Annotated in this window: 11 protein-coding genes and 1 pseudogene; 5 read left to right on the top strand and 7 right to left on the bottom strand. The window is 75.7% G+C overall.

The window, feature by feature from the left end; translation table 11 throughout:
• Positions 1–38 precede the first annotated feature (38 nt).
• Positions 39–512: a GNAT family N-acetyltransferase gene (locus ACIQBJ_RS07700; protein ID WP_400705231.1), complete on the top strand. Its 474-nt coding sequence runs from the start codon at positions 39–41 to the stop codon at positions 510–512.
• A gap of 24 nt (positions 513–536) precedes the next feature.
• Here the strand turns inward: ACIQBJ_RS07700 and ACIQBJ_RS07695 are convergent, their stop codons facing one another.
• Positions 537–1694 (bottom strand): Dyp-type peroxidase, encoded by a 1158-nt coding sequence (locus tag ACIQBJ_RS07695; protein ID WP_400705228.1) that lies wholly within the window; start codon positions 1692–1694, stop codon positions 537–539.
• A gap of 61 nt (positions 1695–1755) precedes the next feature.
• Between ACIQBJ_RS07695 and ACIQBJ_RS07690 the strand changes: the two genes are divergently transcribed.
• Positions 1756–3054 (top strand): right-handed parallel beta-helix repeat-containing protein, encoded by a 1299-nt coding sequence (locus tag ACIQBJ_RS07690; protein ID WP_400705225.1) that lies wholly within the window; start codon positions 1756–1758, stop codon positions 3052–3054.
• A 28-nt stretch (positions 3055–3082) separates the two neighbouring features.
• Here ACIQBJ_RS07690 and ACIQBJ_RS07685 read toward each other — a convergent pair whose 3' ends face one another.
• Positions 3083–3907: a hypothetical protein gene (locus ACIQBJ_RS07685; RefSeq protein WP_400705222.1), complete on the bottom strand. Its 825-nt coding sequence runs from the start codon at positions 3905–3907 to the stop codon at positions 3083–3085.
• Positions 3908–3992: 85 nt separating this feature from the next.
• Entirely contained in the window at positions 3993–6647 is a 2655-nt protein-coding gene (locus ACIQBJ_RS07680; protein ID WP_400705219.1) for an SdrD B-like domain-containing protein, read from the bottom strand.
• Positions 6648–6923: 276 nt separating this feature from the next.
• On the opposite strand from ACIQBJ_RS07680, the gene ACIQBJ_RS07675 reads away from it, so the two are divergent.
• Complete coding sequence (locus tag ACIQBJ_RS07675; RefSeq protein ID WP_400705216.1) at positions 6924–7352, top strand: VOC family protein; 429 nt, start codon at positions 6924–6926, stop codon at positions 7350–7352.
• An 81-nt stretch (positions 7353–7433) separates the two neighbouring features.
• Positions 7434–7727, top strand: coding sequence for a hypothetical protein (locus ACIQBJ_RS07670; protein ID WP_400705213.1), 294 nt, complete (start codon positions 7434–7436; stop codon positions 7725–7727).
• Positions 7728–7749: 22 nt separating this feature from the next.
• On the opposite strand, the gene ACIQBJ_RS07665 is transcribed toward ACIQBJ_RS07670, so the two are convergent.
• The 4 genes and pseudogenes from ACIQBJ_RS07665 to ACIQBJ_RS07650 all read right to left on the bottom strand — a co-directional run.
• Positions 7750–9885 (bottom strand): bifunctional serine/threonine-protein kinase/ABC transporter substrate-binding protein, encoded by a 2136-nt coding sequence (locus tag ACIQBJ_RS07665; RefSeq protein WP_400705210.1) that lies wholly within the window; start codon positions 9883–9885, stop codon positions 7750–7752.
• Positions 9886–9960: 75 nt separating this feature from the next.
• Positions 9961–10596 carry a LysE family translocator gene (locus ACIQBJ_RS07660; protein WP_400705207.1) on the bottom strand — a complete coding sequence of 212 codons (636 nt, stop codon included), beginning with the start codon at positions 10594–10596 and terminating at the stop codon, positions 9961–9963.
• 11 nt (positions 10597–10607) lie between these two features.
• Complete coding sequence (locus ACIQBJ_RS07655) at positions 10608–11378, bottom strand: DUF3626 domain-containing protein (RefSeq protein ID WP_400705204.1); 771 nt, start codon at positions 11376–11378, stop codon at positions 10608–10610.
• Positions 11291–11605 (bottom strand): annotated as a pseudogene (locus ACIQBJ_RS07650) (DUF3626 domain-containing protein); the annotation flags it as partial. The pseudogene ACIQBJ_RS07650 and the gene ACIQBJ_RS07655, both read right to left, overlap by 88 nt.
• A gap of 236 nt (positions 11606–11841) precedes the next feature.
• Here ACIQBJ_RS07650 and ACIQBJ_RS07645 point away from each other — a divergent pair.
• Entirely contained in the window at positions 11842–13776 is a 1935-nt protein-coding gene (locus ACIQBJ_RS07645; RefSeq protein WP_400705201.1) for a glycoside hydrolase family 5 protein, read from the top strand.
• Positions 13777–13938 lie beyond the last annotated feature (162 nt).

The following is a 13938-nucleotide window of genomic DNA, read 5'->3' as shown; positions in this document are numbered from 1 at the left end:
CGCGTCGGCCGCGTCGGGCGGTCTGCGAGAGTGGGGCCATGAGCGATGTGGTGATCCGCCGGGCCGGGGTCGACGACGCGCCCGCGCTGGCCGCGCTGCGACTGCGGTTCAAGCGGGAGGACGAGGACGGCGAACCGCCGGTTCCGGCGGCGGAGTTCCTCGCCGGGTGCGAGGGGTGGCTGCGCTCCCGGCTGGCCGGACCGTGGCGGGTCTGGCTGGCGGAGGCGGACGGGCGGGTCTGCGGCCACGTGTTCCTCCAACTGGTGGAGAAGGTGCCGAGCCCGTACCCGTCCGCCGACACGCTGGGGTACGTGACGAACTTCTACGTCACCCCGGAACGGCGCGGCCGGGGCCTGGGCGGCGCCCTCCTCGACGAACTGAACCGCTACGCCCGCGCCCGCCCCCTGGACACCCTGGTCGTCTGGCCCTCCGACCGCAGCACCCCCCTCTACCGCCGCCACGGCTTCGGCCCCCCGGCCGAACTCCTCGAACAGCCCGTCGCCCCCGGCTGAACCCTCCCCGCCCGGAGGGCGTCCTCACAGCCCGGCCCCCAGGGGCTCGCCCGGCTTCGCGCCCGGGAGGACCCAGGCGACGGCGGAGGCGGTGTGGGTGAGGTAGGGGGTGAGGGCGTCGTGGTCGGCGAGGCGGGATTGGACGCGGGTGAAGAGGGCGGGGTCGCGGAGGAAGGCGCAGAAGAGGAGGCCGCGGTCGGTGGGGGTGTCGTCGTAGGAGTAGCCGCGGCGGAGCATGCGGGTGCCGCCGTCGAGGCGGGGGCTGGTGAGGCGGACGTGGGCGGTGGCGGGGATGAGGTAGGAGCCGTCGGGGTGTTTGGCGTAGATGTCGGGGTCGTCGTGTTCGGCGGTGCCGGTGAGGGGCGCGCCGCTCGTGGCGCGGCGGCCCATGGCGAGTTCCTGCCGGTCGGTGGGGAGGGCGGCGAAGGCGGCGGTGTCCATCCGGATGCGGCGGTAGACCAGCAGGGTGCCGTCCTGGTGCCAGAGGGCGGGGTCGGCGGGGTCGGGGTTGGCGGTGCCGTCCTTGAAGCCGAACAGGTTGCGCGGGGTCTGCCCGTCGGGGACGGGCGGCAGGAAGCCGGCCTGGTGCCAGCGGACGGCGGCTCCGGCGGTGTGCGCGGCGGCCACCAGGTGTTCCGTCAGGATGCCGGTGGTCCACGGTTGTTCGGCGCAGACCTGGACCAGGAGGTCGCCGCCGCTGCGCGCCGGTTCGAGCCGGTCGCCGGTGAAGGCGGGCAGTTCGGCGAGGGTGTCGGGGGCGGGGAGCGCGAGTCGTCCGGCGAGGGCGGCGCCGACGGCGACCAGGGAGGTGACGGGCGGGGTGCCGGTGAGCCGGGTGTCGCCGAGCGTGCCGTCCGCGGTCCTGGCGAGGACGTCGGAGAGTCCGGCCAGCAGCACCCGCAGGGCGCCGCGGTCGGCGTCGGCGGGGAGGTCGAGGGCGAGCAGCCGGGTCGCCGGGAGTTGCGGGTGCGTCAGCGCGGACTGCCGGGCCCCGTGGAAGGGCACGGCGGCGGGCGGCGGCGGGGCCGCGGTGGCGGGGGCGGGGCGGGTGTCCCGGGCGAGCACGGTCGCGGCGCCCGCTCCGGCGGCGAGCGCGGCCCCGGCGGCGAACAGGGTCCGCCGGTCGAGCCGGGGGCGGGCGGGGTCGGGCGCGGCCTGCGGGTTCCCGGGTTCGGTGTGCATGCCCGCCATTGCAGACGATAGAACACGTTTCATGCAATTCCTCCGTGGTCTCGTGTCATTGATGGACCGTCAGCTCCGCGCGGTCCCGCCGCTGCTGGGCGTGCTGCTGCTGGCGGCGGCCGCGGCCGGCTGTTCCGCCGGCCCTGGCGGCGCCTCGGCGGACCGGCATCCGCCGGGGACGGTGCTGCGGGTGCCGGCGGACTTCCCGTCGGTGCAGCGGGCGGTGGACGTGGCGGTGCCGGGCGACCTGGTGCTGGTCTCGCCGGGCACGTACCGGGAGAGCGTGCGGATCACGAGGCCGCGGGTGGTGCTGCGCGGCACGGACCGCAACGCGGTGGTCTTCGACGGCGGTCTGAAGCTGGTCAACGGGATCACCGCGACGGGCGCGGGCACCGTGGTGGAGAACCTGACGGTGCGCGGGTACCTGGCGAACGGGGTGCTGTTCACCGGCGTCACGGACGAGAAGCTGCAGCGGCACGGCGCGGGCGGCTCCGCGTACGACCCGCTGGACACCACCCGGTTCCCGGCGGTGGAGGGCTTCCGGGCGACGCGGGTGACCTCGTACGGGAACGCGCTGTACGGCATCTACGCGTTCGACGCGCGGGGCGGGGTGATCGAGGACTCGTACGCCTCGGGGATGGCGGACTCGGGGATCTACGTGGGGCAGTGCCGGCCGTGCGACACCCTGGTGCGCGGCAACACGGTGGAGCGCAACGCGGTGGGCATCGAGATCACCAACGCCTCGGAGAACCTGACGGTGGTGGGCAACCGGGCGGTCGGCAACCGGGTCGGGGTGACGGTGAACTCGAACGACCTGGAGTCGCTGGCCCCGCAGCACGCCGCGGTGATCGCGGGCAACGTGGTGGCGGACAACAACGCGGCGGACTCGCCGGAGCAGGCCGACGGCGGCTTCGGGATCGGGATCGGGATCGGCGGCGGGACGGGCAACCGGGTGGAGCGGAACCTGGTGCGCGGGAACCGGGCGGCGGGCGTGGTGGTGACCGACCCGCCGGGGCACCCGGCGAGCGGCAACCGGGTGGCCGGGAACCGGGTCTCCGGGAACGGCGTGGACCTGGTCGGCGGGGCCGCCGATCCGAGCAACTGCTTCACCGACAACGCCCCGGCGGTGCAGAGCCCGCCCGGGCTGGAGCAGTTGGCCCCGTGCGGGGCGGCGGGCGGGGCGAAGGTCCCGGCGGGGCGGGCCGCCGCTGTGCAGGCGCCGCCGGGCACCGCGTTCAACGCCGTGCCGGCGCCGCCCGCGCAGCCCTCGCTGCCGGACCCGAACGTCCCGGCCGTCCCGGCGGTGGGCCTGCCCGGCCCGGTCGACCCGGACGCGTACCCGCTGCCCGCCGCCGTCTGACGCCCCGTCGGCCACGGTCGCGGCCCGGTCAGCCGGCCGTGGCCCAGGGGGCCTCGGGGAGTTTCGCGCCCGCCTGCTGCCCCTGCAGGTCGAGGGTGGTGGGCGTGCCGAGGCCGGCGATCCGCATGGTGACGCGGCGCAGCCCGCCGTCGGCGTCGATCCAGTAGGTGAGCGGGGAGTCGGCGGTGTCGCGGTCGGCGGCCTCGCGCGGGCGGGGGCCGGAGATCCGGTCGTAGGCGCGGCCGTCGATGGTGTCCCGGCCGAGCCGGCGCGGGCCGGACTGGACGAGCAGCAGCGGGTTGTCGGGGCGGTCGGCGCCGAGCTGGACCAGCAGGTTCAGGCCGGAGTCGAGCGGGTCGGTGCCGTAGGCGCGGGACGACCAGCCGCTGCGGGGCACGTGGTCGGCCTGTTCCCAGGCGGGCCCGGCCACCCCGGCGGGGGCCTTGGCCAGGCCGAGGCCGCCGGTGTCCCAGACCACCAGGCCCTCGTCCAGCGTCCCGGCGGGCCCGCTGACCCGGTAGCCGCCCGCGGCGTGCCGGGTGCGGTAGTCGACCACGCCGTGCACCTCGACCACCATGCCGTCGCCCTCCTGCGCGGTCAGCGCGACCCGGACGGGGCTGGCCCCGTAGAGGGTGAACCGGGACAGGGCGAGCCGGGACGCCTCCTCGGTGGTGAGCGGCCGCGGCCCGTCCTGACGGTCCGTCAGCTGCCAGGCCGTCACCCCGCCGGCGGCGAGCAGTGCCGCGGCGAGGGCGGCGACCACGGCGGTGCGGCGCTTCTTCCCGGCGGGCCGGGGCTCCCGGGCGGGCCGGGTCTTCTCGGTGGCCCGGTTCGGGCCGGTGCGGGTCGCCATGCGGGTCGGGTCCTCCGGGGTGCGGGGCTCGGGCGGGGCCCCGGGGCGGTTCGCCCCGGGGCCCCGGTGGTGCACTGACGGTACGTCAGCCGGTGCGGCGCCTGCGGACGGCGATCAGCAGTCCGGTGCCGAGGGCGACCAGCAGGCCGCCGGCGGCGAGCAGGTGGGGCAGGTTGCCGCCGGCTCCGGTGCTGGCCAGCGGCCCGGACGGGACCGGCCGGGCCTGCGGCGGGGCCGGGGTGTCCACCGTCGGGGTCGGGGTGGGCGTCGGCGGGATCAAGGTGTTGACGGCGGTGGTGGTGATGCCCGCGTCCAGGTGGTCGTCGTCCAGCACGACCGGTCCGAGGACCGGCTCGCGCGGGGCGGCGTAGCCCTGCGGCGGGGCGACCTCCTCCCAGTAGTAGGTGCCCTGGTCGGCCTGGGTGGCGCAGGTGCCGTCGGTGCCGGTGGTGCAGGGGCCGCCGACCTTGGTGTCGGGCTTGTCGCCGGCGGTCTGCAGGCCGTCGGTGCCGTCGGTCTCGCGCCACAGCTGGAACACGGCTCCGGCCAGGGGCCTGCCGTCCTGGTCCTGCTTGGCGAGGCGCAGTGCGCCGCGCTGGGGCTGGAAGCCGAAGTCGAAGCTGTGGTCGTCCTGTCCGGCCGCGCCCGTGGTCAGGGCCCGCTCGACGTAGGTGCCGCCCTTGGGGACGGTGCCGTCGGAGTCGGTCAGCCGGTTGTCGCCGACGTTCGCCGCGGTGGGGACCCAGTGGTGCAGCGGGCCGCCCTTGGCGTAGTCGGCGGGGTTGTCGAGCCGGATGGTGTACGCGGTCCTGGGCCTCAGCCCGCCGGTGACGTTGCTGTCGTCGAAGTAGTACTCGCCGCGCGCGGTGGTCCTCGTGCTGCCGACCTTCTTGCCGTCGGCGTCGTACAGGTCGACGGTCGCGCCGGGGACGGGTTTCTGCTGGGGCAGTTGCAGGCCGGAGCGCTCCGGGTCGTACCAGACCCGGTTGCCGATCTGCAGGGGCGCCCGGTCGCAGAGGACTTCCAGGTCGGCCATGGCGGCGCCCTTGCCGAAGCGCGAGCGGCCGTCGGAGAGTTCCTGGCCGAAGCCGGGGTCGGGGCCGCCGGTGCGCAGGGTGAACATGGTGCCGGCGGTGACGATGTTGTTGGACACGTCGTAGCCGGAGGTGGCGATGGAGTTCTCCGCCTTGGACAGCGCCATGCCCGCGAACGCCGGGTACGGGTGGCCGCCGGGGTAGGGGCGGTGCAGGTCGAAGAAGCCCTTGTTCCGGGTGGTGGCGCCGCAGCCCAGGTTGACGTCGAGCACGTAGGCGTCGCCGGCCCTGCAGGCCTTGTTGAGGTCCGCGGAGGCGAGCACGTACACGAAGCCGGGCGGGAACGGCTGGCCCTCGGCGGGTGCGGCGGCGGCCTGGTCGGCGTACCGGTCGCGGAAGGCGAGCAGCATCGAGCCGTCGGTCTCGAAGCCGACCTCGCCGAGTTCGGGCTCCGGGTAGAGGCCGCAGTCCTGGCCGTTGGCCGACCGGACCCGGGTGTCCGTCCACGGGTACCAGTAGTAGCCGCCGGTGCAGGACACCGGGGGCGTGCCGCGGTGGTCGAGCGGCTGGTCCAGCACGGCGGCGCCGAAGACGCCGGTGGCCGGGTCGAACGGCAGCACCACGGCCCGCAGGTCGGTGATCCGCTGGGTGGACTCGCCGGAGCAGACGCCGCCGAGGTAGCCGACGCCGTCCTGCATGCCGAGGCCGTAGGGCCGCCAGTCGCCGGCGGCCGGGCAGTCGGCCGCCGGGATCGGGTAGACGGCCTTCGGCGCGGACGCCGTCGCCGCGGTGGCGTCGTACCGGTAGAGCTTGCGGTCGTGCAGGTTGACCACGTACAGGTCGCGGCCGTCCTCGGTGAGCTTCAGCCCGCCGAGGCTCTCCTTGCCGACGGCCGGGTAGAAGGCCGCGTCGTCGCCGCCGCCGTGCGCGGTCGTCCCGGTGTTCGGGACGGTGGTGAACAGCGTGGTGGCCTTGGTGGCGGGGTCGGTGACGTAGACCGCGCCGGGGCCGCCGGGGCCGTACTTGGTGTCCCGCTTGGCCTGGGCCGAGCTGAACAGCCGCTTGTCGTCCCGGTTCCAGGCGATGCCGAAGACGTTCCCGGTGTCGGCGGTGTCGCCGATGTCCGTGACGTCCTTGTTCACGCCGCGCGAGCGGTACGGGAAGGTCAGCAGGGTGCGCTGGGTGTCCGGGCCGAGGGCGGCGGGCTGGCAGGCGGTGGCCAGCGGGGCGTTGGCCTGGCAGTAGTCGGACGGGTTCCACAGGCCGGTGGTCAGGGTGGCCTGCTTGCCCGCCGAGAGGTCGACGAACTCCTCGTTGCTGCTCAGCCGGTTCGGGGCGCCCGCCAGGCCCTCGCGGGCGGCGAACGCGGGGTACAGCACGCCCGGCTTCGGATTGACCACCTCCACCCGGTACCTGCCGCTGGCGGTGGCCTTGGCGGGGGCGAGGGTGACGGTGCCGTCGGCGGCGGTGACGGCGGTGCGCACCGTGCCGTCGTCGCCGGTGAGGGTGACCGTCACTCCGGCCATGCCGGGTTCCAGTGCGGGGCTCCACGTCCCGCTCTCGTCGACGGCGCGGACCACCCGCACCGTGACCGAGCCCTCCGCGCCGGCGGGCGAGGCGGACGGCGCGGCCACCGCCGTCGCGGCGGCCAGTGCGGCCACCACGGCGGCGGCCCGGCCTGCCCGCCGCCGGCCCGTGCGCGGCACGGGTGATCGAGGCTGTTCTGCTGTCTGAATCATGCCCTGCTCTCGTGGTCGGGAAGGCACGCCGGACCGGGGCCGCGGAACCACCCGGACGGCCCTGCGTACACCTCTTTTGGCCGAATCGTAAGCGGAATACGGCCATCCGGCGTACGGAACAGGAAAATTGACGTCCCATCAGGAAGCACGACCGATCCTCCGCGTGCGCCCGGTGCGCCCCGCGTGCCCCGCCCTGCGACTGCCATGTCAAACGCTTTCGGCCACCGGCACTAGGGTGGCCCGATGGTCGAACAACCTTTGCCGTCCGCCCACGGGGCGCTGCACCACGTCGAGTTGTGGGTGCCCGACCTGGAGCGCGCGGTGCGGTCCTTCGGGTGGTTGCTGGAGTCGCTCGGGTACGCCGTGCACCAGGACTGGCCCGCCGGGCGGAGCTGGGTGCTGGGGGCGACCTACCTGGTGGTGGAGCGCTCGCCCGCGCTGGCCGCCGACCGGCACGAGCGCCGTCGGCCGGGGCTCAACCACCTGGCCTTCCACGTGCGCGACGCGGCCGCGGTGGACGCCCTGGTGGCGGCGGCGCCCGCGTACGGCTGGCGGCTGCTGTTCGCGGACCGGCACCCCTACGCGGGCGGGCCCGGGCACTACGCCGGCTACCTGGAGGACGAGGACGGGTTCGAGGTCGAGCTGGTCGCGCTCGCGGGGCCGGGCGACTGACCGTTCCGCCGTGACCGGGGCCCGGGGGCGGAGGAGAATGGGACGGTTCGCCGAAGGCCCGCACCCCCCGGGAGGCACGCGATGCGAACGATGATCGTGGCGGAGCTCGACACCGAGAAGTCCAACCGGCTGATCGCCGAGGGGCTGATGCCCGAGCGGATGGGCGCCATGCTGGCGGCCCTGAAGCCGGAGGCGGCCTACTTCTACCCGGCCGGCGGCCACCGCGCCTTCACCCTGGTGGTGGACCTGGACCAGGAGTCCGCGCTGGTCACCGCCGTCGAACCGCTCTGGATGGAACTGGGCGCCCACGTGACGCTGACGCCGTGCATGAACGCGGAGGAACTGCGGGCCGGTATCGACAAGTTGACGAGTTGACCGCAGGGCGGCGGCCGGCGGCTCAGCGGGTCAGCCGGACGGTGCTCTCCTGCGCCCAGTCGGCGTCCCGGACGGCCAGCACCCCCAGGACGGGCTGGGCCAGGTCGCCGTACTGGTCGAAGGCGACCGGCCCGGTGACACCGTCGAAGCGGAGTTCGGCGAGGGCCCGGACCACCTCGGCCCGGGCGTCCGCGGGCAGCGTGCCGCCGTGCGCGGCGGCGACCGCGCCGACGGCCCGGACGATCGCGCCGGTGGCGTCGTAGGCGTAGGCCCCGTACTGCTCGGGGTCGCTGGTGTAGCCGCCCTTGGCGAAGGCCGCCAGGAACTGCTTGGCGCCGGGCATCCGGCTGCCGGGGACGGTGGTGGAGACCGTCAGGTCGCCGGGGGCGGCGGCCTTGGCGAACTCGGGGGCGTAGAGGCCGTCGCCGCCCATCAGCGGGCCGTCCACGCCGCCCTGCTTGAGCTGCCGGGAGAGCGGTCCGGCGTCCGGGTACATGCCGCCGAAGAACACCGCCTGCGCGCCCGAGGCCCGGACCTTCGCCACCAGCGCGGTGAAGTCGGTGTCGCCGGTGCGGATGTGCTCGGCCCCGGCCGCGGTCCCGCCGACCCGGTCGAGTTCGGCGGCGAACCGGGCGACGATGCCGCTGCCGTACGCGGAGCCGTCGTCGACCAGGAACACCTTGGGCCGCTTCGCCGTCCGCACCAGGTGGTCGGCGGCGGTGGCACCCTGCTCGGCGTCGTTGGCGCAGACCCGGAAGAACGAGCCGTACTGCCGGGTGGCCCGGCCCGCCGCCCAGTCCGGGCCGAGGGTGAGCATGGTGTTGGTGGCAACCGGTGAGACGGTGGCCAGCCGCGCGGCGTCCAGCGGCGGCAGCATGCTCTGCGCCACCGAGGAGTTGACCGGGCCGACCACGCCCAGCACCGCGCCCTCCTCGACCAGCCGGGTGGCGTTGGCCCGGCCGTCGGCGGGCTGCCCGTGGTCGTCCAGGGCGCGCAGCTCGAACTGCACGCCGGGGACGGTGTTGCCGCGGTTGGCGTCCTTGACGGCGAGGTCGGCGGCGTCCTTGACGGCCTGGCCGGTGGCGGCGAGCGAGCCGGTCAGCGGGGCGTCCAGGCCGATCACCACCTTGACGGCCTTCCCGTCGGGGGGCGGTGCCGCGGTCAGCCCGCTGCCGTTGCTGCCGCCGGTGCCGCCGCTCCCGATGAACTGCCGGGCCAGCAGGCCGCCGCCCAGCACGGCGAGCGCGACGGCGACGGCGGCGATCCGCAGCCCGGTCCGGCGGGGGCGGGCCGGCGGGGCGGTCGGCGGCGGGGGCGGCGGGGGCGGTGCCGTCAGGGTCTCGGTGGCGGCGGCCAGCAGGGCGGCGGCCCGGTCGGTGTCGGCGCGCCGCCCGGGGTCCTTGGCGAGCAGCGCGTCCAGGACGGGGGCGAGCGCACCGGCCCGGACCGGCGGGAGGTGCGGGCGGGTGAAGACGGCGAGGGCGAGCGCGTGCAGGCCGTCGGCGTCGAACGGGGGGCGGCCCTCGACCGCGTGGTAGAGGGTGGCGCCGAGCGCCCACAGGTCGTTGGCGGGGGCCGGGTGCCTGCCCTCCAGCTGCTCGGGCGGCATGTAGTGCGGGGTGCCGACGACGGCGCCGCTGTGGCTGAGCCGGGTGGTGGCGTCGGCGAGGTGGGCGATCCCGAAGTCGGTGAGGACGACCCGGTCCCCGGCCAGCAGCACGTTGTCGGGCTTGAGGTCGCGGTGCACGATCCCGGCGGCGTGCGCGGCGCGGAGCGCGCCGAGCAGGGCGGTGCCGATCCCGGCGACCCGGGCGGGCGGCAGCGGGCCGTCGGCGCGCAGCAGGGCGGCGAGCGAGCGGCCGCGCAGGAACTCCATCACGATGACGGGCGAGCCGCGATGCTCGACCACGTCGTGGACGGTGACCACGGAGGGGTGGTTGAGCAGCGCGACGGCGCGGGCCTCGGCGGTGAACCGGCCCAGCAGGCGGGCGCGTTCCTCGTCCTCCAGGCCGGGCGGGAACAGGATCTCCTTGACCGCGACCTCGCGCCCGAACAGCTGCCGGTCCCGGGCCAGCCAGACCCGGCCCATCCCGCCCTGTCCGATCATTTCGGCCAACTCGTAGCGGCCCGCGACGACTTCCGGCTGCTGCTCGGTCACCCGGGCACTCTAACGGGACGGGCGGGTCGGCCCGGGCGCTGTCGACAAGTCGTGACGTTCCGCCCTGACGGTCCGTCAGTCGCCGAGGGCCAGCTTGGCGCCGAAGCCGAGGACGGCGGTGCCGGTGACCCGGTCGAGCAGGCGGCGGGCGGCGGGGCGGCGCAGCCAGCCGCGCAGGGTGTGCGCGAAGCCGATCAGGACGGCGGACCAGAACAGGCCCTCGACGACGTGCACGGAGGTGAGCAGCACGCCGGCGGCCAGGTGCGGGGCCCCGGCGGGGATGAACGGGGGCAGCACGGCGACGTAGAACACGCCGACCTTGGGGTTGAGCAGGTTGGTGACGGTGCCGCGCCGCCAGCCCGCCCACCAGCCGCCGTCCCGGTCGGCGGGCCCGGCGTCCTCGTCCTGCGCGGAGTGGCGGCTGCGCAGCAACTGGACGCCCATCCACAGCAGGTAGCAGACCCCGGCCCAGCGCAGCGTCTCGTACGCGAGCCGGGAGGCGGTGAGCAGCACGCTCAGCCCGGCGGCGGAGGCGGTGCCCCAGACCAGGGTGCCGGTCTGGATGCCGAGCACCACACCCCACGCCTGCCGCCGCCGGCCGAGGGCCGCGGTCCGCAGGATGAGCGCGGTGTCGAGCCCGGGCGTCAGCGTGAGCAGCCCCACCACCAGGGCGAAGGAGGCCAGCGGCCCGGCCATCGTCGTCAGGTCCATGGGCGCTCAGCCTAGCTCTGCGCCGGGCGGCCGTAGCGGGCGAGGCAGTGCCAGACCTGTTTGACGTGCTGGGGGTCGTGCGCGCCGCTGCGGGCGGCGGCGCCGATCGCGGCGGGGTCGAGGACGCCGTCCCGGGCGAGGATGGCGGCGAGGGCGGTGATGTGCGGGCCCCGGTAGTCGGCGTACCGGTGGAGGTCGGTGGCGGGGAGGCGGTGGCCGGGGTGCCATGCGAGGGGGCAGGGCAGCAGGCGGGCGGCGGCCTCGATCTCGGTGCCGCGGTAGCAGGGGTCGAGGACGAGGGCGTCGACGTGTTCGGTAAACCGGACGGGGCCGTGCAGTTGGGCCTCGATGTAGGAGTCCAGCAGGTCCTGGTCGTCGGCCTCGGCGAGGGCGATCAGGTGGTTGGCGGCGGCGGTGCCGAAGTCCTCGGGTTCGAGGAAGCTGTCGGGGTAGCAGAAGGTGGCCCGGTGCAGGGTGTCGGGGCGCAGCCGCAGGTGGGCGGAGCCGAACCGGGGCGCGCCGCCGCAAGGGCCGGCCCTCGGACCCCCGTCGCAGCCCTGCGGCGTCCGGTGCGTGCTCTCGGCGTGCCGGCCGGAAGCCCTCGTACTGGGTGTACTCGGGCTTTCGGCCGGTGCGGCGAGAGGGCGTGCCGGGAGTCGTGGGGCAGGCGGGGGTCCGAGGGCCGGCCCTTGGGGTCGCGGCGGTGGTCGAGGGCGCCGTAGACGGGGCGGAGTTCGGCGGGGGCGTCGTCGTAGGCGCCGCCGAAGATCCGGCTCTCCCACTTCCAGCGGTCGCCGCCGGGGTGGGCGGTGAGGCCGCCGTTGCTGGTGCCGGTGGAGAACTGGGAGCGGTAGACGCCGTCCTCGGCCATCGAGCGGAGGATCGGGCGGCCGTCGATCAGCCGGTCGGGGTGGAAGTTGAGGGTGACGGTGAGCCCGGCGGGCAGCGGCCCGCCGCGGCTGCGGGCGGCGACGTGGTGCAGGGCGCGGGCTGCGGGGGTCGGGTCCATGCCCCCGCAGTCTGCCGGGGCGGGCCGGGTGGCGCAGCCGGTTTTCCGGCGGGCGGCGGGCGGTGGCCCGGTGGCGAGCGGGCGGTGGCCCGGTGGCGGCCCGGTGGCGGGCGGTACGTCAACGCCCTTGCCGTGGTGGCTACTTGCGAGTAGGAAGTGTCCGGGTCCGTTGTCGCGTGCATGCGCAGAGCCGCCCGACGGGCCGTCGACTCCCTCCACTTCCCCCAGGGATGGCCATGAAGCTGTTCGTCCGCCGCGCGCTGTCCGCCGCGGCCGCGCTCGCGCTCTGCCTGCCGCTGTCCGTCTCCGCCGCCCGGGCCGCGCCGTCCGCCGCGGCCGATCCCGGCCCGCCGCCGGTGCTGACGGGGGCTCAGCTGGCCGCGTCCTGGACCGGGCCGTTGAGCACCCGGGGGCGGTACGTGGTGGACGCGAACGGGAACCGGTTCAAGCTGAAGGCCGGCAACTGGGCCGGGGCGCAGGGCACCTGGCAGGGCAGCGGGTCGACCACCGACCCGGCGAACAACCAGGCGGGGCAGGTCTCGTACAACCTGCCGCTGGGGCTGGACCGGGCCCCGGTCGCGGACATCCTGGCCGGGTTCCACCGGCTGGGGATCAACAGCGTCCGGCTGCCGTTCGCCGACGCGATGCTGCACGACTCCGCGCCGGTGCCGGACGCGGCGGTGGCGGCGAACCCGCAGTGGCGGGGCCGGACGCCGCTGCAGGTGTACGACGGGGTGGTGGCGGCGCTGACCGCCGACGGCTTCGCGGTGATCCTGAACAACCACACCACGAGCTACCGGTTCTGCTGCGGCCTGGACGGCAACGAGCGCTGGAACAGCGGCCAGTCCACCCAGGCGTGGGAGGACGACTGGCTGGCCCTGGCCGCCCGCTACCGGGACAACAAGCGGGTGGTCGGCGCGGACCTGCGCAACGAGGTGCGCCGCGACACCTGGGACGACCCGAACTGGGGCCTGGGCGACGCCCACGACACGTACGCGGCCTACGAGGAGGCGGGCAACCGCCTGCTGCGTGCCGACCCGGACCTGCTGGTGATCATGGAGGGCATCAACTGGTACGGCATCCCGGCCGCCGGGTTCAGCCACGGGCGGCCGCAGTTGACGCCGGTCCGCACCCTGTCGAACACCCTGGTCGACTCCGGGAAGCTGGTGTACTCGGCGCACTTCTACGGCTACACCGGCCCGGCCAACACCGGCGCGGGCAGCGGGCCCGGCTCGACGAGCGACCCGCGCTACCAGGACTTCTCCCCGCAGCAGTTGGAGCAGGTGGTGAACGACGAGGCGCTGTTCGTCACCCAGGCCGGGCAGCACTTCACCGCCCCGGTGTGGATCAGCGAGTTCGGCGCGGGCGGCCGGGGCGACACCGACGCCGCGGGGCAGGCCTGGTTCGCGAACTTCACCGCGATCCTGGCCGCGCACGACACCGACTTCGCGATCTGGCCGCTGGTCGGCTGGCAGAACGGCGGTTTCCCGCAGGACAGTTGGGCGCTGCTGAGCTTCGACCCGGCGGGCCGGGCGCTCGGCCTGGAGGACCCGGGCGACTGGCGGGCGGCGGCCTGGAACCGGCTGCTGGCCGCCCCGTCCGCGACCGGGCCGGTCGCCCCCGTCGCGCACTGGAACCTGCTGGACCTGGACCACGCCGACGCGATCGCCTCCCGCCGGATGCTGGCGCTGCCGGACTGGAGCGGCGGCAACCGCAAGGGGAACTGCCCGGACGGGCAGCGGGTGGTGGGCCTGGGCCGGGGCAGCGGGCGCGGCCTGTGCACCGACGCCGGGCAGCCCGCGACCGGGCCGGGCGGCTGGACGACCGTCACCGACGAGCGCTACGTGACGGGCGGCGACTGGGCGTCCGGCTACAACAAGCTCCAGTGCCCGGACGGGAGTTTCGCGGTCGGCTACGGCGTCCGCAACAACGCGATGGCGGCGCTGCTCTGCGCCCCGGCGGCCGGGCCGCTGCCGTCCACCGGGCGGGTGCTCTGGTTCGACCACGGCGACAACCGGCCGGCCGCCGGGGGCTCGGCGGGCAGCGACTGGGCGCCGGGCTCGTACAAGGGCCAGTGCGCGGACGGCGAGTACCTGGCCGGGGTCGCCTACACCTGGAAGTGGCTGCACTACGGCGTCCCGGACGCCGTGCTCTGCCGCCCGCTGGCCTGACGCACCGGCAGGAGCACGGCGGTGGGGGGGGCCCCCCCCCGCGCCCCCCCCCCCCCCCCCCCCCCCCCGGCGGGCCCCCCCCCGGGGGCCGGGCGGGGGGGCGGGGCCGCGCGGGGGGGGGGCTAGACGCTGTTGTGGGGGGCGTCGTGGGGGCCCGCGCCG

Source organism: Kitasatospora sp. NPDC088391 (assembly GCF_044753345.1).
Lineage (GTDB): Bacteria > Actinomycetota > Actinomycetes > Streptomycetales > Streptomycetaceae > Kitasatospora.
Note: the sequence above shows the minus strand (reverse complement) of the source record. Positions and strands in the feature narration are given on the sequence as shown.

Bases quoted from the DNA above. Each gene is read 5' to 3' on its own strand.
- ACIQBJ_RS07690 (WP_400705225.1), top strand. From the start codon at position 1,756: ATGGACCGTCAGCTCCGCGCGGTCCCGCCGCTGCTGGGCGTGCTGCTG.
- ACIQBJ_RS07645 (WP_400705201.1), top strand. From the start codon at position 11,842: ATGAAGCTGTTCGTCCGCCGCGCGCTGTCCGCCGCGGCCGCGCTCGCG.
- ACIQBJ_RS07660 (WP_400705207.1), bottom strand. From the start codon at position 10,596: ATGGACCTGACGACGATGGCCGGGCCGCTGGCCTCCTTCGCCCTGGTG.
- ACIQBJ_RS07695 (WP_400705228.1), bottom strand. From the start codon at position 1,694: ATGCACACCGAACCCGGGAACCCGCAGGCCGCGCCCGACCCCGCCCGC.
- ACIQBJ_RS07675 (WP_400705216.1), top strand. From the start codon at position 6,924: ATGGTCGAACAACCTTTGCCGTCCGCCCACGGGGCGCTGCACCACGTC.
- ACIQBJ_RS07700 (WP_400705231.1), top strand. From the start codon at position 39: ATGAGCGATGTGGTGATCCGCCGGGCCGGGGTCGACGACGCGCCCGCG.
- ACIQBJ_RS07685 (WP_400705222.1), bottom strand. From the start codon at position 3,907: ATGGCGACCCGCACCGGCCCGAACCGGGCCACCGAGAAGACCCGGCCC.
- ACIQBJ_RS07670 (WP_400705213.1), top strand. From the start codon at position 7,434: ATGCGAACGATGATCGTGGCGGAGCTCGACACCGAGAAGTCCAACCGG.